This is a genomic window from Acinetobacter sp. AOR43_HL (assembly GCF_027854635.1).
GTDB lineage: Bacteria > Pseudomonadota > Gammaproteobacteria > Pseudomonadales > Moraxellaceae > Acinetobacter > Acinetobacter pittii.
The window spans coordinates 306,908-326,259 of sequence record NZ_JAKTHX010000029.1 but is presented as its reverse complement, the minus strand read 5'-3'; the positions used below and the strand labels follow the sequence as shown (position 1 = coordinate 326,259).

Annotated in this window: 19 protein-coding genes; 10 read left to right on the top strand and 9 right to left on the bottom strand. The window is 37.5% G+C overall.

Annotated features, from left to right (window positions below; all coding sequences use genetic code 11):
* Positions 1-31: 31 nt before the first annotated feature.
* Positions 32-520, bottom strand: a complete 489-nt coding sequence (locus tag MKL33_RS13395; RefSeq protein ID WP_017386809.1) for an Lrp/AsnC ligand binding domain-containing protein — start codon at positions 518-520, stop codon at positions 32-34.
* Positions 521-644: 124 nt separating this feature from the next.
* Here MKL33_RS13395 and putA point away from each other — a divergent pair, with 124 nt between their 5' ends.
* The 4 genes from putA to MKL33_RS13375 all read left to right on the top strand — a co-directional run bounded on the left by putA (position 645) and on the right by MKL33_RS13375 (position 6,649).
* Complete coding sequence (gene putA / locus MKL33_RS13390; protein ID WP_270907130.1) at positions 645-4,397, top strand: trifunctional transcriptional regulator/proline dehydrogenase/L-glutamate gamma-semialdehyde dehydrogenase; 3,753 nt, start codon at positions 645-647, stop codon at positions 4,395-4,397.
* Positions 4,398-4,503: 106 nt separating this feature from the next.
* Positions 4,504-4,971 (top strand): GrpB family protein, encoded by a 468-nt coding sequence (locus tag MKL33_RS13385; RefSeq protein ID WP_086395026.1) that lies wholly within the window; start codon positions 4,504-4,506, stop codon positions 4,969-4,971.
* A 113-nt stretch (positions 4,972-5,084) separates the two neighbouring features.
* Positions 5,085-6,170: a tRNA (uridine(54)-C5)-methyltransferase TrmA gene (gene trmA / locus MKL33_RS13380; RefSeq protein WP_017399478.1), complete on the top strand. Its 1,086-nt coding sequence runs from the start codon at positions 5,085-5,087 to the stop codon at positions 6,168-6,170.
* Between the two features lie 248 nt (positions 6,171-6,418).
* Complete coding sequence (locus tag MKL33_RS13375) at positions 6,419-6,649, top strand: hypothetical protein (protein WP_000011679.1); 231 nt, start codon at positions 6,419-6,421, stop codon at positions 6,647-6,649.
* 35 nt (positions 6,650-6,684) lie between these two features.
* Here MKL33_RS13375 and MKL33_RS13370 read toward each other — a convergent pair whose 3' ends face one another.
* Positions 6,685-7,431 (bottom strand): phosphodiester glycosidase family protein, encoded by a 747-nt coding sequence (locus MKL33_RS13370; RefSeq protein ID WP_086395024.1) that lies wholly within the window; start codon positions 7,429-7,431, stop codon positions 6,685-6,687.
* Between the two features lie 193 nt (positions 7,432-7,624).
* Here MKL33_RS13370 and MKL33_RS13365 point away from each other — a divergent pair, with 193 nt between their 5' ends.
* On the top strand, positions 7,625-8,215 hold the full coding sequence (locus MKL33_RS13365) for a lecithin retinol acyltransferase family protein (protein WP_014206573.1): 591 nt from the start codon (positions 7,625-7,627) through the stop codon (positions 8,213-8,215).
* A 45-nt stretch (positions 8,216-8,260) separates the two neighbouring features.
* On the opposite strand, the gene MKL33_RS13360 is transcribed toward MKL33_RS13365, so the two are convergent.
* Entirely contained in the window at positions 8,261-8,851 is a 591-nt protein-coding gene (locus MKL33_RS13360) for a YceI family protein (RefSeq protein WP_017386802.1), read from the bottom strand.
* 213 nt (positions 8,852-9,064) lie between these two features.
* Between MKL33_RS13360 and MKL33_RS13355 the strand changes: the two genes are divergently transcribed.
* Positions 9,065-9,472 carry an OsmC family protein gene (locus MKL33_RS13355; RefSeq protein WP_262451629.1) on the top strand — a complete coding sequence of 136 codons (408 nt, stop codon included), beginning with the start codon at positions 9,065-9,067 and terminating at the stop codon, positions 9,470-9,472.
* 56 nt (positions 9,473-9,528) lie between these two features.
* Here MKL33_RS13355 and tkt read toward each other — a convergent pair whose 3' ends face one another.
* Positions 9,529-11,517: a transketolase gene (tkt, locus tag MKL33_RS13350; protein ID WP_270907129.1), complete on the bottom strand. Its 1,989-nt coding sequence runs from the start codon at positions 11,515-11,517 to the stop codon at positions 9,529-9,531.
* A 537-nt stretch (positions 11,518-12,054) separates the two neighbouring features.
* Here tkt and metK point away from each other — a divergent pair.
* Complete coding sequence (gene metK / locus MKL33_RS13345; RefSeq protein ID WP_005069601.1) at positions 12,055-13,221, top strand: methionine adenosyltransferase; 1,167 nt, start codon at positions 12,055-12,057, stop codon at positions 13,219-13,221.
* A 128-nt stretch (positions 13,222-13,349) separates the two neighbouring features.
* Here metK and MKL33_RS13340 read toward each other — a convergent pair whose 3' ends face one another.
* Positions 13,350-13,598 (bottom strand): hypothetical protein, encoded by a 249-nt coding sequence (locus MKL33_RS13340; protein ID WP_002121448.1) that lies wholly within the window; start codon positions 13,596-13,598, stop codon positions 13,350-13,352.
* Positions 13,599-13,857: 259 nt separating this feature from the next.
* Here MKL33_RS13340 and MKL33_RS13335 point away from each other — a divergent pair, with 259 nt between their 5' ends.
* On the top strand, positions 13,858-14,049 hold the full coding sequence (locus MKL33_RS13335; protein WP_002121357.1) for a hypothetical protein: 192 nt from the start codon (positions 13,858-13,860) through the stop codon (positions 14,047-14,049).
* 66 nt (positions 14,050-14,115) lie between these two features.
* On the opposite strand, the gene MKL33_RS13330 is transcribed toward MKL33_RS13335, so the two are convergent.
* A complete protein-coding gene (locus MKL33_RS13330; protein WP_104074617.1) occupies positions 14,116-14,682 on the bottom strand; it encodes an FxsA family protein in 567 nt (188 codons plus the stop codon).
* 416 nt (positions 14,683-15,098) lie between these two features.
* Here MKL33_RS13330 and MKL33_RS13325 point away from each other — a divergent pair, with 416 nt between their 5' ends.
* Positions 15,099-15,920 carry an OXA-213 family carbapenem-hydrolyzing class D beta-lactamase OXA-1150 gene (locus MKL33_RS13325; RefSeq protein ID WP_119685493.1) on the top strand — a complete coding sequence of 274 codons (822 nt, stop codon included), beginning with the start codon at positions 15,099-15,101 and terminating at the stop codon, positions 15,918-15,920.
* A 79-nt stretch (positions 15,921-15,999) separates the two neighbouring features.
* Here MKL33_RS13325 and MKL33_RS13320 read toward each other — a convergent pair whose 3' ends face one another.
* Together MKL33_RS13320 and MKL33_RS13315 are read right to left on the bottom strand one after the other, a co-directional pair.
* Positions 16,000-16,545, bottom strand: a complete 546-nt coding sequence (locus MKL33_RS13320) for a GNAT family N-acetyltransferase (protein WP_002121393.1) — start codon at positions 16,543-16,545, stop codon at positions 16,000-16,002.
* Entirely contained in the window at positions 16,542-17,135 is a 594-nt protein-coding gene (locus MKL33_RS13315) for a helix-turn-helix domain-containing protein (protein ID WP_033849818.1), read from the bottom strand. The genes MKL33_RS13320 and MKL33_RS13315 overlap by 4 nt, the downstream gene beginning before the upstream one ends.
* 198 nt (positions 17,136-17,333) lie before the next feature.
* Here MKL33_RS13315 and ruvC point away from each other — a divergent pair, with 198 nt between their 5' ends.
* A complete protein-coding gene (gene ruvC, locus MKL33_RS13310) occupies positions 17,334-17,879 on the top strand; it encodes a crossover junction endodeoxyribonuclease RuvC (protein ID WP_002121356.1) in 546 nt (181 codons plus the stop codon).
* A 4-nt stretch (positions 17,880-17,883) separates the two neighbouring features.
* Here ruvC and MKL33_RS13305 read toward each other — a convergent pair whose 3' ends face one another.
* A complete protein-coding gene (locus tag MKL33_RS13305) occupies positions 17,884-19,344 on the bottom strand; it encodes an NAD(P)H-hydrate dehydratase (RefSeq protein WP_270907128.1) in 1,461 nt (486 codons plus the stop codon).
* Positions 19,345-19,352: the final 8 nt, after the last annotated feature.

The window sequence follows — 19,352 nt, the reverse complement described above, 5'->3', positions numbered from 1 at the left end:
ATTGAAATAAATCAAAGGGGCTTCGGCCCCTTTATTTATTTTTAGTTTTGATTTTAATTTTTGAAGTATCTTTTACAACTTGCATAACTGGATAACTACGAGTCTCTTTTACCCCTGGTAATTGCCACAGTACCTGCCCCGCAATTCGTCTAAACTCTTCCATGCTGCCACTTCGTAATTTAATTAAAAAATCAAACCCACCACTCACCATATGGCATTCAACAATTTCAGGATAGTGAACCACAGCATCAATAAACTCATCTAAAACATTGGGGGTAGTCTTATCTAATAGCACCTCTACGAACACCAAAAAATTTGCGTTTAACTTGATTGGATTCAATTTCGCTTCATATCCCAAAATGAAATCATCCTTTGTCAACTTCTGCACTCGAGCCATAACAGCAGTTGGGGACAAGTTGACAAGTTCCGCCAATTTACTATTAGAAATTCGCCCATCTGTTTGAAGAATATCCAAAATTTTTAAATCAGTACGGTCAAGGCTTAATATTGGGCCATTCATCTGAATTTTCCTCTAAAAAATGGGCTAAATATAGTGAGTTATTCGGTGTTTCTTCTGTAATGATAAATTATCTAAACCTCTCTACTCAAGATGGCAGTATGAGAGTTGCTTGGCGGAAACAGATATGAACACAATGGATACTTTTCATCAAATGGATAAATCTCACCAAGGCTATATCACCGAATTTAACGATAAAAGTGAGTTTGAACAACGCATTAATACAGCTTGGCGACGTGCTGAACCAGAAGCTGTAGAAGAGCTATTACAAGCTGCCGCGGTATCTGATGATTTAGATCATAAAATTTATGACCTTGCTTTTAATCTTGCCAATAATTTACGTGAACGTAAGACCTCTTCGGGTAAAGCAGGTATTGTTCAAGGGTTATTACAAGAATTCTCTCTTTCTTCACAAGAAGGCGTGGCGCTCATGTGTCTTGCCGAAGCTTTGCTTCGTATTCCAGACTCAGCAACACGTGATTTGCTTATTCGAGATAAAATCAATCAAGGTAACTGGAAAGAACATGTTGGCCAAAGCAGCTTAATGTTTGTAAATGCTGCAGCATGGGGCCTCATGTTAACTGGTAAGCTCATGGAAACTCCTAAGCAAACCAGTCTTTCAAGTGTACTTACTGGCCTTTTAGCACGCAGTGGACGTGGCATCATTCGTAAAGCTGTTGACGTTGCAATGCGTATGATGGGTGAACAGTTTGTAACTGGTGAAACCATTGAAGAAGCTGTAGACCATGCGAAAGTACTCGAAGACAAAGGTTTCCGCTATTCTTACGATATGTTAGGTGAAGCAGCTTTAACCGAACATGATGCTGAACGCTACTTTAACGATTATACACAAGCCATTCATGCAATTGGCAAAGCGTCTAATGGTAAAGGTGTTTATGATGGCCCGGGCATTTCAATTAAGCTTTCTGCTTTACACCCTCGTTATCAACGCGCGCAAATTGAACGTGTTCATCAAGAACTTTACGGCAAAGTATTTGAACTCGCTCGTTTGGCTAAAAAGTACAATATTGGCTTAAATATCGATGCTGAAGAATCAGAACGTTTAGAAATTTCTCTTGAGTTACTAGAACGTCTTTGCTTCGAGCCAGAACTTGCAAACTGGAAAGGTATTGGCTTCGTTATTCAAGCTTACCAAAAACGCTGTTTCTTCGTGGTTGATTATATTATTGACCTTGCAAAACGCAGCCAAAAGCGTCTCATGATTCGTCTTGTGAAAGGTGCATATTGGGATAGCGAAATTAAGAAAGCGCAAATCGAAGGTATGGATGACTATCCTGTCTTTACCCGTAAAGTACATACCGATTTATCTTATATCGCGTGTGCTAAAAAACTACTTGCAGCACCTGATTTCATCTATCCACAATTTGCAACTCATAATGCTCAAACATTGGCAACGATCTATCATTTAGCGGATCCAAGCAAATATTATGCTGGACAATATGAATTCCAATGCTTACATGGCATGGGTGAACCGCTTTATGAACAAGTTGTTGGTCCACGCGAGCAAAATAAATTAGGCGTACCATGCCGTATTTATGCTCCTGTTGGTAACCACGAAACTTTGTTAGCTTATTTAGTTCGTCGTTTACTCGAAAATGGCGCGAATACTTCATTCGTTAACCGTATTGCCGATAAAACACTTAAAGTTGAAGATCTTATCCAATCTCCAATTTATGATATTCGTCATGCAGCTAAGCTTGAAGGTTCAGTTGGTTTAAAACATCCATCAATTCCTCTACCTTTAGATATGTACGGAACACTTCGTAAAAACTCTAAAGGTTATGACTTAGCAAATGACACCCCACTTGCAGCTTTAGATAGCACAGCTCAAGAATTACGTAATCGTATTTGGCAAAGTCATCCATTATTGGCAAATAACGAGTCGTTAGAGCAAGGTCATTCTGTTGCAATTACAAACCCAGCACAAAATGATGAAATTGTTGGTTATGTGCAAGAAGCTGATCTTAAGCATGTTGAAATTGCACTTAATGCAGCTGAACAAGCTCAATCAGAATGGTCAAATACGCCTAAAGAACACCATGCTCAATACTTAAAACGTGCAGCTGACCTAATGGAAAGCCGTATTCAAGAGTTGATGGTATTACTTTGCCGTGAAAGTGGTAAAACTTATGCCAATGCGATTGCAGAAGTTCGTGAGGCTGTAGATTTCCTACGTTACTACGCAACTCAAGTTGAGAATCTTCCTGCAAATACAGCTATTCAACCTTTAGGTACTGTACTTTGTATTAGCCCGTGGAACTTCCCTCTTGCAATTTTCTCTGGTCAAATTGCTGCAGCATTAGTCAGTGGTAACTGCGTTATTGCTAAACCTGCTGAACAAACCCCATTAATCGCAGCTCAAGCAGTTCAGATTTTATGGGAAGCTGGTATTCCACATGGTGCTGTACAGTTACTTCCTGGCCGCGGTGAGACAGTCGGTGCTCAGCTTAGCCAAGATAGCCGTATTGATGGCATCATGTTTACTGGTTCGACTGAAGTTGCAAAAATTTTACAGAAAACCGTTGCGAAACGTTTATCTGAAAATGGTCAATCGATTCCTCTCATTGCAGAGACTGGCGGTCAAAATGCAATGATTGTGGACTCATCAGCATTAACTGAACAAGTCGTACTCGATGTTGTGAGTTCTGCTTTTGATAGCGCGGGTCAACGTTGCTCTGCTTTACGTATTTTATGTGTACAAGAAGACAGTGCTGCAACCGTGATTAAAATGCTTAAAGGCGCAATGCAACAGTTGATCGTAGGTAACCCTGCGATTTTAAAAACTGACATTGGTCCTGTTATTGATGACGAAGCGAAACAGACGATTGATCAACACATCCAAAAAATGAAGTCGAAAGGCTATCCAGTACATCAGTTGATGTTTGGAGCAACAAGCCAGAATGAACTAGATAAAGGAACCTTTATTGTACCAACAGCAATTGAACTCCCTAACCTGGATGATTTGCAGCGCGAAGTTTTTGGTCCAGTTCTCCACATCATTACCTATAAGTATGGCGAGCTTGAGCAGTTGATCTCACGTATTAATGCCAAAGGTTATGGTTTAACAATGGGTCTGCATACCCGTATTGATGAAACCATTCAAACGGTCATTCAACATGCTGAAGTTGGTAACCTTTATATCAACCGTAATATTGTGGGTGCTGTCGTTGGTGTACAACCATTCGGTGGTGAAGGTTTATCTGGTACAGGCCCGAAAGCTGGTGGTCCGCTTTACATGTATCGCTTGATGCAGCAGTGTTCAAACAAAGTATTAGCAACACCATTTGCTATGAAGACTGAGCAAACTGCTTTTGAAGGCTTTAACCGTGAGGTTTATAAGAGCTTACAAAATTGGGCAAAACAACATTTACCACAAGCAAATCGCGAAATTGAACCATTTGGTGTTGGTAAATTTTATGAGTTACAAGGCCCTACTGGGGAAAGTAACCAATATATTATTTTGCCACGTCATCGTGTTCTTTCTATCGCAGATACAGAACAAAATCAGTTGCATCAGTTACTCGCAATTTTTGCAGTGGGTAGCCAAGCGGCCGTAATGCCAAATAGTCCGTTATTGGCAAAATATAAACAAACATTGCCAAAAGATGTGCTTGCTGCAATTACTACAGTTAAAAATATCGCATCAGATGATTTTGATGCAGTTTTACATCATGGTAATCGCGAAGAGATCTTCTCATTACAGCAAGAGATTGCTACTCGCTCTGGTGCAATTGTTGGTATTACCCATGTTGAACCAAATGAGAATATTCCACTTGAACGTTTAGTGATTGAGCGTGCGATTAGTGTGAATACAGCTGCAGCTGGTGGTAACGCAAGCTTAATGACAATGACTGATTAATTGATAATTTTTCTAAAAAAGCCCAAATCTCAGTATTTGGGCTTTTTTATTTAATAAAGTAATCTATTCTTAAATATATAAATTTTATCAAATCGAGATTCTAATAATGGTCTTTTTAGAACCAGAACAATATCAACAAAGATGCGCTCAGCTTTTTAATTCATATCAAAAAGACATCTCCACACTTCTACCATTTGCCAAAATTGAGCATATTGGTTCATCTGCAATACCGAATGCAATTTCAAAAGGTGATTTAGATATTTATATTGAAGTTAAACCTGATCAATTTAAATTCGCAATTGAACGCTTAAAAACACTTAATTTTATCGAAAAACAAAATACATTAAGAACACATGAGCTTTGTATGCTCGAATCACTCAACAATGATGATGTAGCATTTCAAATTGTAGTCACAAATTCAGTATTCACATTTTTCTTAACATTTAAAAATAAGCTTATAAGCTCACCCAAGTTGGTTAATGAATATAATGAATTAAAATTACAGTGTAGCCATTTAGACCCCGATCAATATAGAACAATAAAATCAGATTTTATTAATCGTGTTTTAAATTAGCTGTAGTTTAGACACCTCCCTTCTCTTATGAATATCTGGTTAAAATTGGCTCCTGTAAGTTCAATTTTTTTGATACCATTCACTATTTGATTCTGTCTAAATTTTCTTTGTCTATGACCTCTTCTTATCGTCAACAACTTCAAGCTAAAATTGAACGTATTACTACTCAATTTTCTGAATTTACACCACCTACATTAGAAGTGTTTGAATCACCTGAACAACATTTCCGTATGCGTGCTGAATTTCGTATCTGGCATACAGAAAATGATATGTTCTATGCCATGTTTGAGCGTAACGATGACGACAAGCAAAAAACCGTTGTACGCATTGATGAGTTTCCAATTGCAGATCAAAGCATCAATGATTTAATGCCAAAACTTTTGGAAGAACTCAAAGCTGAACCCAAGCTTTCTAATCGTTTATTTGAAGCTGATTTCCTCGCAACACTTAGCGGCGAAATGTTAGTTACCCTCATTTATCACCGTAAATTGGATCAAGAATGGGAACAAGCCGCTAAAGCGCTTGCCGATAAATTAGATATTAAGATTATGGGCCGTAGTCGTGGCCAGAAAATTGTTATTGGTGATGATTTCGTTGTTGAAGAATTCGAACTTTTAAATCGTTCCTTTAAATACAAGCAAATCGAAAGTAGCTTTACCCAGCCTAATGCACAAGTTTGCAAAAAAATGCTTCAATGGGCATGTGATGCAGCTGAAGGATCAAAGAAACACTTGTTAGAACTCTATTGTGGTAATGGTAATTTTACACTTCCACTCTCTTTAAAGTTCGAACGAGTGCTTGCTACTGAGCTTGCAAAATCATCTGTTTATGCTGCTCAATGGAACATAGAACAAAACCAAATCGATAATATTCAAGTAGCACGTCTCTCGGCTGAAGAGTTTACTCAAGCTTATCAAGGTGAGCGCGAATTCCGCCGTCTACAAGAAGCGAATATTGATATTCAAAGCTATGACTTTGACACCGTATTTGTAGATCCGCCGCGTGCAGGAATTGATGATGAGACTTTAAAACTTCTACAAGGTTTTGAACGTATTATCTACATTTCATGTAACCCTGACACGTTATATGAAAATCTAAAAACTCTCAGTCAAACTCATCGAGTGACTAAATTCGCCTTATTTGATCAGTTCCCTTATACGCATCATGTCGAGTCTGGAGTTTTACTTGAGAAGATTTAAACAAAATCTTTCATTGTAAAGTTTTAAATAAGGAGGCTACATACCTCCTTATTTTTTAACGTTTTATTAGTTAAGTATTTAAATTTTCAAAAAATATCAAGTCATCTATTCGTCATAATTTCGTTTAACTCAAGCATTCCCATCGAAAATTCTCGAGTTCAAGTGGTGGATTTATCACTTATAGAGTCTTGTATTTTATTTTAAATTGGCTATATTTCGAGCTATGTTAGGTTGTATATGAAGGCTCTATGAGTTTTTGGCAAAAGCTGTTCTTGGCAGATCAACAGCATAACGAGCATAAAAACCAAACTGCTTGTGTTGAAAATGACTGCTCATGTAAAACTAATGAACAACTTCTAAGTGCACTTGCACAAGCAACAGATGAAGATGTCATTAAGGGAATTAAAAAAGTTCTTATTTCCCGTGGTTATAGCCGAAAAGAGTTAAATGAACTCACTCAAAAACCGTCTATTCATTAATTAAAAAGCCAGTCTTGTACTGGCTTTTTTATATTTCACTTTACTGCACAATTGGACTCATCTACCCAACCGACCATTGGTCCCATTTGAAATTGCTGATCGTTCCGATTGTTCTTTTGCATATATAAACTAGAAATAGAACCATCGAGATATAAAGCCTGCTCTACTTTAAGGTTCCTTTGAAAAAACTCAGCAAAATTATAGAAATTCACCCTATTTTTCGATATTACAAAGTAAAGTTTATTATCTCGAATACCAACTCCATTACGAATTTTCTTTGATTGAGAGTCTGATAAAAAAAGAGAATTTATCTTTCCATCAATAACTAACATTGGGCCAGATTGTGTTGCATAATCAAATTTCAAATTTTTTCGGCTATATTGTTGAGTAGTTAAAACAAAGGCCTGTTTTTTATTCCAAGCTACTACCCCATTCGGCTGTAAAAAGAAATTTCCCAATCCTTTATGCTCATTTAAGGGCTGAACTACCTTAGCTCGTTCAATATACAACCCTACTGGAGAAAATCCTAAATGAAACATCCCCGCATTCATTGCAAAGCTAAGCTGCTCGCACTGCTTTAATTGTTCCTGAATAGTGTTAAAGCTTTTATAGTATTGCTGCTTATTAGGATTCTTTAAAAACAAACGTAATGCTTTAAAATCGCTGATCGAGACCACATCGTATTGCTCACCTTCCACCGTTTTAACCTGCTGATGCGCTATAGCATATGCAGACTGAAGCAAAAGCCCATATAAAGCTAAGCACCCGACGACCCATTTCATTTAACATCACCTGACATGACATTTTCCCTTCATATTAAGTTCTTAAATTATATACAAGAAATATGAATAGCTTGAATATGCATCAAATTCCTTCATTCGACGTAATCAATACACTGCAAATTGCTGATATTGGTTATAATGTTTAGCAGCTTTTCAATAAAAGCCATTTACACTTTATTGGATCAGCGTAAGCATGCAACAACCGAATAAACGCTACCCTTTAGGGGCTCACCTCATCGTAAAGCATCTCGGCTATAGCCATCATGGTATATATGCAGGGAGAGGTCGAGTTATCCATTATTCCGGCTTAGCTCATTTCATCAAAAAACGCCCGATTGAAATCACTTCAATAGATGCTTTCTCACATGGCAAAAAAATACACGTCCGTTCTTATGACAAACCTCGTTATAAAGGAAAGATTGTCGTTCGCCGAATGCGTTCACGTATGCATGAAAACCACTATCATTTGATTATTAATAACTGTGAACATCTATGTAGTTGGGCAATTACCGGCATTGAAAGTAGCACTCAAGTTGAACGTATGATGCATCGTTTAACAACTATTGGCTATGTAAGCTCAATTATGAGCTATATGAATGGTATGATGCTCACCGTTGCAACTACGTGTTTTGCTCTGGTTCTGTATATTAAAAAGAAACTACGCGATCAAGCAAAAAGAAAAGTTCCTACTTACCAGTTCTTAAGAGAAAAATCTCAGAAAAGAAATATCGATCCTTCAGCGCCTTTAGTATTTATAGACCCAGATAAAAAAGAGCCAGTCTAAATAAAAAAGCCCTCATATTTGAGGGCTTTTTAGAAAACTTATAACTTATTTTTTAGCTGCATTAGCAACAGTTGCTTCTGTCGTAATATTTACAGTGATTTTATCACCAACATTAGGCACATAACTTCCTAAACCAAAGTCAGAACGCTTGAATGAAGTTGTAGCATTAAAACCAATCGCTGGAACTTTAGCCATTGGATGCTCGCCCTGCTTGTTTAAAACAGCGTCAAGTACAACTGGCTTAGTTACGCCTTTAACAGTTAAGTCACCAGTAATTTTAAAGTGCTTTTTGTCTTTGGTTTCAACTTTAGTACTTTTAAACGTAATATTTGGATATTTAGCAGCATTAAACCAAGCTTCTTCTTGGAACTCTTTATCTAAAGCAGGTACGTTTGTATTTACACTGCTTAAAGGAATAGTCACATTTACAGATGAGTTTGCTGGTTTAGCATTATCAACTTTAATTACACCTTGGATATCCGAGAAGTTAGCGCTTGGAGTAGAGAAACCAAAGTGATTCCATGAGAAAACAGTAGCTGTATGTGTTGGGTCAATTTTGTAGTCTACTGGTGCAGCTAAAGTAACTGAACTAGCCAATGCTACTGCCAAACCGAAGCTTAATGTTTTAAGATGCATTTTTCGTATCCTTTATTGATATAGTCATTAGTGTATACATCAAGTAATTTAATTCACTATTCTTTATAAAACGATATGTTTCATCCATGCAACAATAAAAGCGTTACAGTTGTTATTCAAAAACAATATTATAAAGTTTAGATATTCTTCTATTCGAAGCTTCAGATTTATTAATTTTTATTACGATTTTATTCATGAATAACAAGGTAAAACATGGTTAATACAGCCCAAGCACAAAGTACTTCTACCCCATATCGAGTAACTCTTACCGATCCTTCAGGTCATCAATGGTTTGCAGATGAACCAACTGATAAAGGTGGACAAGATACAGCTCCGAACCCGATTCAGCTTTTATTAGCCGCTTTAGGAGCTTGCACTACAATTACATTAGAAATGTATGCGAATCTTAAAGGTATTAAGCTTGATCATGTTCAAGTGGATTTAGCATTAAACCCAAATGGCGAACCTGAAAAAGGCCAAAATAATATTGAGCGTAAAATTACGCTCAAAGGTGAATTTACTGAAGACCAGCATAAGCGATTACTAAAAGTTGCAGAGAATTGCCCTATTCATAAGTTATTAACCTCTCAGATTAATATCCAAACAGAACTCACTAGTTAACTTCTCAAATAAAAAAAGCGCTCTATCTAGAGCGCTTTTTTACACTACTTTAATATTTAAGCAGTTAATTCTTTTACCGCTGCAACAACAGCTTCAGTCGTAATACCAAAGAATTGGAACAAATCTTTTGCTGGCGCAGACTCACCATAAGTTGTCATACCAATTACTTTGCCATCAAGACCAACAAACTTCCACCAATAGTCAACATGAGCCGCTTCAACAGCAACACGCGCACGGATATGAGCTGGTAATACTGCTTCACGGTATGCAGCATCTTGCTTCATAAACTCTTCTGCACATGGCATAGAAACTACACGCACACCTTCAAGTTGTGCATAAGCTTCCATTACTAAAGAAATTTCAGAACCAGTTGCAATAATAATTGCTTTTAATTCGCCTTTTTCTTGAGCAAGTACATAACCACCTTTTGCAGCGTTTTGAATTTGCTCTTCAGAACGTGTTTGGAATGGTAAGTTTTGACGAGAGAAAATAAGTGCTGTAGGGCCATCTTTGCGTTCTAAAGCAGATTTCCAAGCAATTGCAGTTTCTACAGTATCCGCAGGACGCCATGTATTTAAGTTAGGTGTACCACGTAATGAAGCAATTTGTTCAATCGGTTGGTGAGTTGGACCATCTTCACCCAGACCGATTGAGTCATGTGTATAAACATGAATTACACGTTGTTTCATTAATGCAGACATACGTACTGCATTACGTGCATATTCCATAAACATTAAGAATGTTGCAACGTAAGGAACGAAACCACCATGCAATGCAACGCCATTAGCGATCGCAGTCATACCAAATTCACGTACGCCATAGTAGACATAGTTACCAGCTGGGTTTTCTTGAACACCTTGGCAACCTTTCCAAAGTGTTAAGTTAGAACCTGCTAAGTCAGCGGAACCACCTAACAATTCAGGTAATAAAGGACCAAATGCTTGTAATGTATTTTGGCTTGCTTTACGAGTTGCAATTGTCTCGCCTTTCGCATTTGTTTCACGAATGAAAGCATCTGCTTGCGCTGCAAATTCTGCTGGTAAGTCACCACTGATACGACGAAGTAACTCAGCCGCTTCAGTTGGATATTTTGCTTGATATTGTGCAAATACCGCATTCCAAGCTGCTTCAGATTCACTACCTTTTGCTTTTGCATCCCATGCAGCATATACATCAGCAGGAATAACAAATGCTTCTTCGTTCCAGCCTAATGCTTCACGAGTTAAAGTAATTTCATCTTTACCTAATGGCGCACCATGACAGTCTTCTTTACCCTGCTTATTCGGTGAACCTAAACCAATAATCGTTTTACACATAATGATTGTTGGTTTCTGAGTTTCAGCTTTTGCTTCGATTGTCGCTTGACGAATCGCATCAGCATCATGACCATCTACACGAAGAACTTGCCAACCATAGGCTTTGAAACGCTCTTCTGTATCGTCGCTGAACCAACCTTCTACTTCACCATCAATTGAAATGCCATTATCATCATAATAAGCAATCAATTTACCAAGTTGTAAGGTGCCAGCTAAAGAACATACTTCGTGAGAAATACCTTCCATTAAACAGCCATCACCTAAGAAACAGTAAGTGAAATGGTCAACAACTTTTAAATCATCTTTATTAAATTGAGCAGCCAATGTTTTTTCTGCTAAAGCAAAACCAACAGCATTAGCAATACCTTGACCTAAAGGACCAGTTGTCGTCTCTACACCCGGTGCATAGCCATATTCAGGATGACCAGGAGTTCTAGAATGCAATTGACGGAACTGTTTTAAATCTTCAATTGAAAGATCATAACCTGTTAAATGAAGCAAAGCGTATTGCAACATTGAGCCATGGCCATTTGATAAAACGAAACGGTCACGGTTTGCCCATTGTGGATTTGTTGGGTTGTGATTTAAAAACTCACGCCAGACGACGTCAGCAATATCTGCCATCCCCATTGGAGCACCTGGATGCCCTGAGTTTGCTTGTTGCACAGCATCCATTGCCAATACACGAATTGCATTTGCAATACGACGTTCGTTTAAAGGGGTCGTCATAGATCAGAATCCAATTTTAATAGATTGATGAAAAGAAGAAGATGAATAACCATTCAATGCCGCTATATTGTCTTAAAAAAAAGGCTTAGGGTAAACCCCAACACGGTATATTTCTTTATTTTTAACCGTTTCTTGGTTACACAAAAAACATTTGAATCTTTAAGTTATACAAAACAGTGTTCATTTTTCTGCACAACGACTAAAGGTAAGAGTATTTATCTGGTTAGCTTTTGATATATAAATAAAATAATTAGCTAATCTTGTATGCGTTGATCATGTTTCTTTACTTTAAAATTCAAATTCTGATATTTAAGATTTTTTATTAAGTTATATGTTTAAAAAACACACTAGCAAGAAGTTGTTAAAATATAAATACTTTAAATTAAAGCTTTCTATATCAATTTTGCTAATACACTTATCAATTAAAACACACTATAAATGAAATAAATTCATGCTTTTTAGTCAGTATGAACTGGTCCTCAAGCTCAAGTCGATGTAACATATTATGTCTTTTGAAATAACCAAGATAGGACTTTCATGCGCGAGTACGCTGTTTTTACCTCGGAATCTGTAAGCGAAGGTCATCCCGATAAAATGGCCGACCAAATTAGCGACGCTATTTTGGATGCAATCTTAAAAGAAGACCCATACGCACGTGTTGCTTGTGAAACACTGGTAAAAACAGGCGCTGTTGTACTTGCTGGTGAAGTAACAACGACTGCTAATATTGATGTTGAAGCTGTTGTTCGTAATACTGTTAACGGTATTGGTTATCACCACTCTGATCTTGGCTTTGATGGATCAACGTGTGCTGTAATCAATATGATTGGTAAACAATCTCCTGAAATTGCTCAAGGTGTAGACCGTCAAAAACCAGAAGATCAAGGTGCTGGTGACCAAGGCCTAATGTTCGGTTATGCAAGCCGTGAAACAGACGTGCTTATGCCTGCGCCGATTTCTTATGCTCACCGCTTAATGGAGCGTCAAGCTGAACTTCGTCGTTCAGGTGCCCTTCCATGGTTACGCCCAGATGCAAAAAGCCAAGTTACTTTTGCCTATGAAAATGGCAAGCCTGTACGTCTAGATGCTGTTGTTTTATCTACTCAGCACGATCCTGAAATTTCTCAAAGCCAGCTTAAAGAAGCAGTTATTGAAGAAATTATCAAACCGATCATCCCTGCTGAAATGTTCCATGCAGCTACTAAGTTCCACATTAACCCAACAGGTATGTTCGTTATTGGCGGCCCTGTAGGTGACTGTGGTTTAACAGGTCGTAAAATTATTGTTGATACATACGGCGGTATGGCTCGTCACGGCGGTGGTGCTTTCTCTGGTAAAGATCCATCTAAAGTTGACCGTTCTGCTGCTTATGCTGGTCGTTATGTTGCAAAAAATATCGTAGCTGCTGGTCTTGCTGACAAATGTGAAATTCAAGTGAGTTACGCAATTGGTGTAGCAGAACCTACTTCGATTTCAATTAATACCTTTGGTACAGCAAAAGTTTCTGATGAGTTGATTATTCAACTTGTACGTGATCATTTCGATTTAAGACCGTTTGGTATTACTCGTATGTTGGATCTTCTTCAACCAATGTACAAACAAACCGCGGCTTATGGTCATTTTGGTCGCGAAGGTTCAGATTCTGCATTTACTTGGGAAAAAACTGATAAAGTTGATGCCCTTAAAGATGCTGCTGGCCTCTAAAATAAAATCGTAAAAAAGCCCGCCATTGAGCGGGCTTTTTTATTTATAGTTCAAATTTTATGGTATGTAGGGTTTAATCTTCTAGCAATCATCCTTGACGCCATATCATTTGTAGCTGTAATCAAAATCTATTGTCTTGTCGTTTTATCATCCTGATTTAATACATCCAGTAAAGTTGACTGCGTTGGAGTATCTTGATGATTCTGGATATAAATATGGACAACTTTAAATACAACGACAACAGCTAGACAAGCCATCACACAAAACATCCATAAGCCATACGGGCTTCGAATATGTTGTGAACCACAATATGGACATGATTTATCAGTCGATGCCACAACTTTGTCGCAACACGCACAATGGTATTGATATAGCATAGGTAACCCTCCTTCCCTCGTTTCAACTGTTGTTGTTTTAATAGGTTTGCTACATTTTTTAATTTATACATCCTTTATATTTATCCTATGTGAAATGAATAGATAATTCAATCTGGATGAACAATTGAGTCAATTAAAAAATATTAATTAAAAACATATATATAACTTAAATATTATTTTTATAGGACTATTTTTCTTATTTTGATATTTTGCCAAATTTGTTAAAATAAGCGAATAATCTCACATTTTAGGCAAATGCATGTCACATACAAAGCTCATTAATAAAGGTGGGTTTCGCGAACGAGCCAACCGAAGCCGAGGTTATCAACAATCTGAAAATAAGCAAACAGCCTTAGCTTCAAACAAATACCAACCTCAAACAAAACCACAAGAAAGCCCTACTGAATTGGCTCAAACAGATTCTGCTGTGACTGAATCTCTAACTAAATAATTTGTATCTTCTTAAAATAAAAAAGGCCTAGACTTTGGAGGTTTAGGCCTTTAGATAAGGTATTTATTAATCCTTATTTTTATGTTCAATTTTCTTGTGATCTGGAGTGACTTCTCGCGCTTCTCCGTCAATAATGCTTGAATCACGGTATTGACCTTGACTACTACCACCTTGTTGATTCTGCATATCTTGCATTTGGCGCATTAGATCAGCAAATGGATTTTGCCCACTCATATTACCGCCCATACCACCCATCATTTTATCCATCATAGCTTGTTGGCGTTTTGCAAGAGTTCTCATGGCTATATTACGGAAAGCAGTTTGAACACCAGGGATCAAAATTAAAACCGCTAACACATCAGAAACAAGGCCTGGCAACATTAATAAGAAACCTGCAAAAGCATAAGCAAGTTTTTTAGTTACTGTTGGGTCATTACCGAGTTGGCCAGTCATCTGCATTTGCTGTAATTGAGGCATAATACCAGCAGTACTTCTGCGAATAAGGCCCAAACCAATAAAGAAAGCAAGAATGAACCAAAAGAACACATACCATCCACTGATGAACTGTGCTACGCCAATCCATACGGCAATTTCAACAATCGCGCCCAGAACTACAATAAGAAGTAAATTCATGTAAAACTTTATCTATCTCAAAAAGAAAATTCATTGCAGTTTATTTGCCCCAACCCTATCGAAACAGCCAGAGTCTGCAATACTAGAGTACATTTGATTTTAACTCGATAAAAACAAACATGCTTTATTATTAATGAGTGCTGTATCAAGTTTATCAAGTGCGACTTCAATTAGATTTTAATTTTTTTACTCTAGTTAAACGAAAAGTCCTTCAAGAAAGCAGTTTTTTAGTCTAGTTGAAAACTTAGGTTCTTAGAAAAATTGGATATATTCCTTTATTTATATAGTTGTTTTATAAAATTTAAAAAAGTAGTGCATAGATATAGAATTTCCTAAATAACTTACATTTTCTCTATCTAAAAGTACCTCTATTCAAGTTAAATTAAAGAATAATTCTTTTAAACCCACATAAACTCATGACTAAAAAAGCTCTTTTCTTTGCCATTGGTACGATGTTTTTGTCGGCATGTTCTTTTAATACCGTACAACAACATCAAATACAGTCAATTTCTACCAATAAAAACTCAGAGAAAATTAAATCATTGTTTGATCAAGCACAAACTGAAGGTGTTTTAGTTATAAAACGTGGGCAAACAGAGGAAATCTATGGCAATGATCTTAAAAGATCATCAACCGAATATGTTCCCGCCTCTACCTTTAAAATGTTAAATGCTTTGATTGGACTTGAGCATCATAAAGCAACACCAACTGAAGTGTTTAAATGGGATGGGCAAAAGCGTTTGTTTCCTGATTGGGAAAAGGACATGACTCTAGGCGATGCGATGAAAGCTTCTGCTATTCCAGTTTATCAGGAACTAGCTCGACGAATTGGCCTTGATCTTATGTCTAAAGAGGTAAAACGCATTGGTTTCGGTAATGCTGATATTGGTTCAAAAGTAGATGATTTTTGGCTTGTTGGTCCACTTAAAATTACACCTCAACAAGAAGCCCAGTTTGCTTATGAACTAGCCCATAAAACTCTTCCTTTTAGCAAAAATCTGCAAGAACAAGTTCAATCTATGGTGTTCATAGAAGAAAAAAATGGACGAAAAATTTATGCCAAAAGTGGTTGGGGATGGGATGTGGATCCTCAAGTGGGCTGGTTTACAGGCTGGATCGTTCAACCTCAAGGAGAAATTGTAGCGTTCTCACTCAATTTAGAAATGAAAAAAGGCATACCTAGTTCTATTCGAAAAGAAATTGCTTATAAGGGATTAGAGCAGCTAGGTATTTTATAATTTGAACTTTATAGCCCAGCTTATATTCATCCTTATAAACTGGGTTATTTTAAAACTTGAAATTTGAAAACCTTATTATTTATCCGTCAACTGGCGTATGCGGTGTATTTAAATTTAACTGATAGAAAGCAGCATCTAACCATTGGCCAAACTTAAAACCGACTTGCTTAAAAGTACCTGCATGAATAAAGCCCATTTTTTCATGTAAACCGATACTTGCTTGGTTGGTTGCATCAATACAGCCTATCAATACATGTAAGTCTGCCTCTTGAGCACGCTTAATCAATTCTTGCATTAAAATTTTGCTTAATCCGCCGCCACGATGTTCATGATGAATATAAATACTATGTTCGACCGTATATTTATAGGCAGGAAAAGCTCTAAAAGTTCCCCAACTTGCAAAACCTAATAACTTGTTTGTCTCATCTACAATACCAATGACAGGAAAACCATTTTCCCTTTTAACCCCGAACCAATTTTTCATTGAGTCTTCAGAGCGCGGCAAATAGTCATACAAAGCAGTAGAATTGATAATTGCTTCATTCAAAATATCTAATATAGCCTTTGCATGTGTAGCTTCATGACAATCGATTAAACGTAAATTTGGATTAAGATTTTTAATCATGAAGATTCCTTAAGAATAGAGACGAGCTCATTACATACAACTAAAATATATCGAGCAGCTTTAGAAGAAGGATTGCTATATATGATCGGTTGATCTAATTGCATCGCCAAACAATCCCCCTCTTGTAAAGCATAAAAGTTTTCACCCAATTGAATATCAATTTGCCCCTCTATCACCCAAATTTGCTGTAATACAACTTTAGAATTCGTACTTGTTTCATAAGTAACTCGTGACAGAGCTGGAAATTCAATTTCAACGATTTGAAATGGAGATTTCCAATTTGGTGGCGAAACTTGACGGCGAATATATCCCGTTTCTGGATCTTTCCATTCTGCTTGTTGAGTACGCCGTACCATAGGTTGAGGCGATTGAGTATTCTGGGGGGAATCAAATAGCTGAGTCAAAGGCACCCCTAAACCATTTGCTAGCTTTTCAAGAACAACAGCTGTAGGGCTCGCTTCTCCTCTTTCAATGAGTGAAATTGCAGAGCGGCTTACCTGACATCGACTAGCAAGAATATCTAGGGTATATCCACGCGCTAGACGTATTTCACGCACTTGCTGCGCAATGCGGATATTAATATCTTCCATCTACCGATAAACTTTAATTCCAAAATTATAGATAAGTATTCCACTAAAATAGAATTACATCAAATGATTTTAAAGATATAAATTGGTTCGATAAAAAACCGAAAAATAACCATTCATCGCAGCATTCTTTAAATTACGCATGCAGAACCTTTTTGGCTATGTAACAATACTCTCTAAACTATTTATATAAGTCTTCACATGGCATTGATTATTGGTATTGATCCGGGTTCACGCTTAACAGGTTATGGAATCATTGAAAAAGATGGTAGTAAACTACGTTTTGTTGATGCCGGTACAATCCGAACAGAAACTCAAGAAATGCCAGAACGCTTAAAACGTATTTTTGCTGGCGTTGAGCGAATTGTGAAATTCCATGGTCCAACTGAAGCTGCGGTTGAGCAAGTCTTTATGGCTCAAAACCCAGACTCTGCCTTAAAATTAGGACAAGCCCGTGGTGCTGCCATAGCCGCATTAGTGAATTTAGATTTACAAGTTGCAGAATACACTGCCCGCCAAATTAAACAGTCTGTGGTTGGTTATGGCGCTGCCGATAAAGAACAAGTCCAAATGATGGTGATGCGTTTACTTAATTTGACCATTAAACCTCAATCCGACGCAGCCGATGCCCTTGCTGCTGCCATTTGCCATGCTCATGCATCGGGAAGTATGAGCAAACTGTCTGTTTTAAATGCTTTAGGTGGTATGGCACGTGGGCGAAGTCGTTCTAGCAGTCGCAGACGTTAAAAATTTATTGATTTACGACTTGAATAATTGCCTGATTCATCTCAAAAGCCTGCAAGCCACGCATACCATTTTTAGCTAAAAGGTCTCCTGCTTGTGCATGAAGGGTAACAATCTCATGTAATGCAATACCTTTGTGAAATTGGGCTTTCAAGCTTGCAAGCATTCCTGCTAACACATCTCCCATTCCACCGGTTCCCATACCAGCATTACCTTGCGTACAGATATACAAATTATCTTCTAAAATTAAGCTACCCGCTCCTTTAAGTACCCACTGGCCTGCATATTTTTGTTGTAAGGCATAAATTGCAGCAATTCGGTCATTTTCAATTTGCGCTGTAGAGCAACCAAGTAAAGTAGCAGCTTCTCCAGGATGAGGTGTGGCATAAATATGTGTATTTAACTTTTCAGGCTGTTTAGCCAGAAACCATAAAGCATCTGCATCTAAAACAACTTCTAGGCGTGTACTTTGATTTAACAAATTAAACCATTGTTGGTAAATCTGCTTTGCCCAATCGTCACGGCCTAATCCCATTCCAAAGCATATTGCATCGATCTGAGATAGAATCTCTTTAATATTGTTTTCATCTAAAGCATTAATATCACGAAGCATAATATTAGGTGCCCGCGACAAAATGGCCTGATGATGGTTGCGATGACAAACCACTGTCACTTTGCCTGCACCTGCATGAAAGGCAGCTTCAGCAGCCATAATGACTGCTCCACCCATTTGCTCATGTCCACCAATCACTAAAACATGCCCGTAGCTTCCCTTATGCCCAAATGCCATACGCTGAGGAAGTTTAATGTTTGTGGGTGACAAATAAGCTAAGGGTTTCAACTCGTTGTCTATAGGAATTAGACTAACTAAACGAACTTGTCCCGCATATTCTTTTCCTTGTCCTGTAAATAATCCAGCTTTAAGTCCTAAAACAGTAAAGGTATGATCAGCTCTCACTGCGCAAGGTAAGACTTGCCCTGTATTTGCTTGTAACCCGCTAGGTATATCAACTGAAATTTTTAGACCAGATTGTTCATTAAACTTTTGAATTACTTGTTGCCAATCTATATTTAATTCTCGGTTTAAACCTATGCCAAATAAAGCATCAATATGACAATCAAATGTTCTTTTAATATCAAAATTTGGATGAATTTGGGCTTTCATTTCTCTAGCAAATTGCGCTGCACAATGTAAATCGGTTGACTCACCCAATTGAGCCGCAAATATTTCAACATTAAATCCAGCTTGTTTAAGGTAACTTGCTATAAAGTAACCATCACCTGCGTTATTGCCTTGTCCGCACCAAATAGCAATATTCTTAATAGCCCGATCGTTAAAAAGCTCAATAAGTTGCTGGGCAATTGACCAAGCCGCTTGCTGCATTAAACCTAAGGAGGAGTTTTGCGCAGCAAACCAGCGCAGCTCCCATGCTCGAATATCATCGCTATGGTAAACTACCGCCTGCATATTATTAT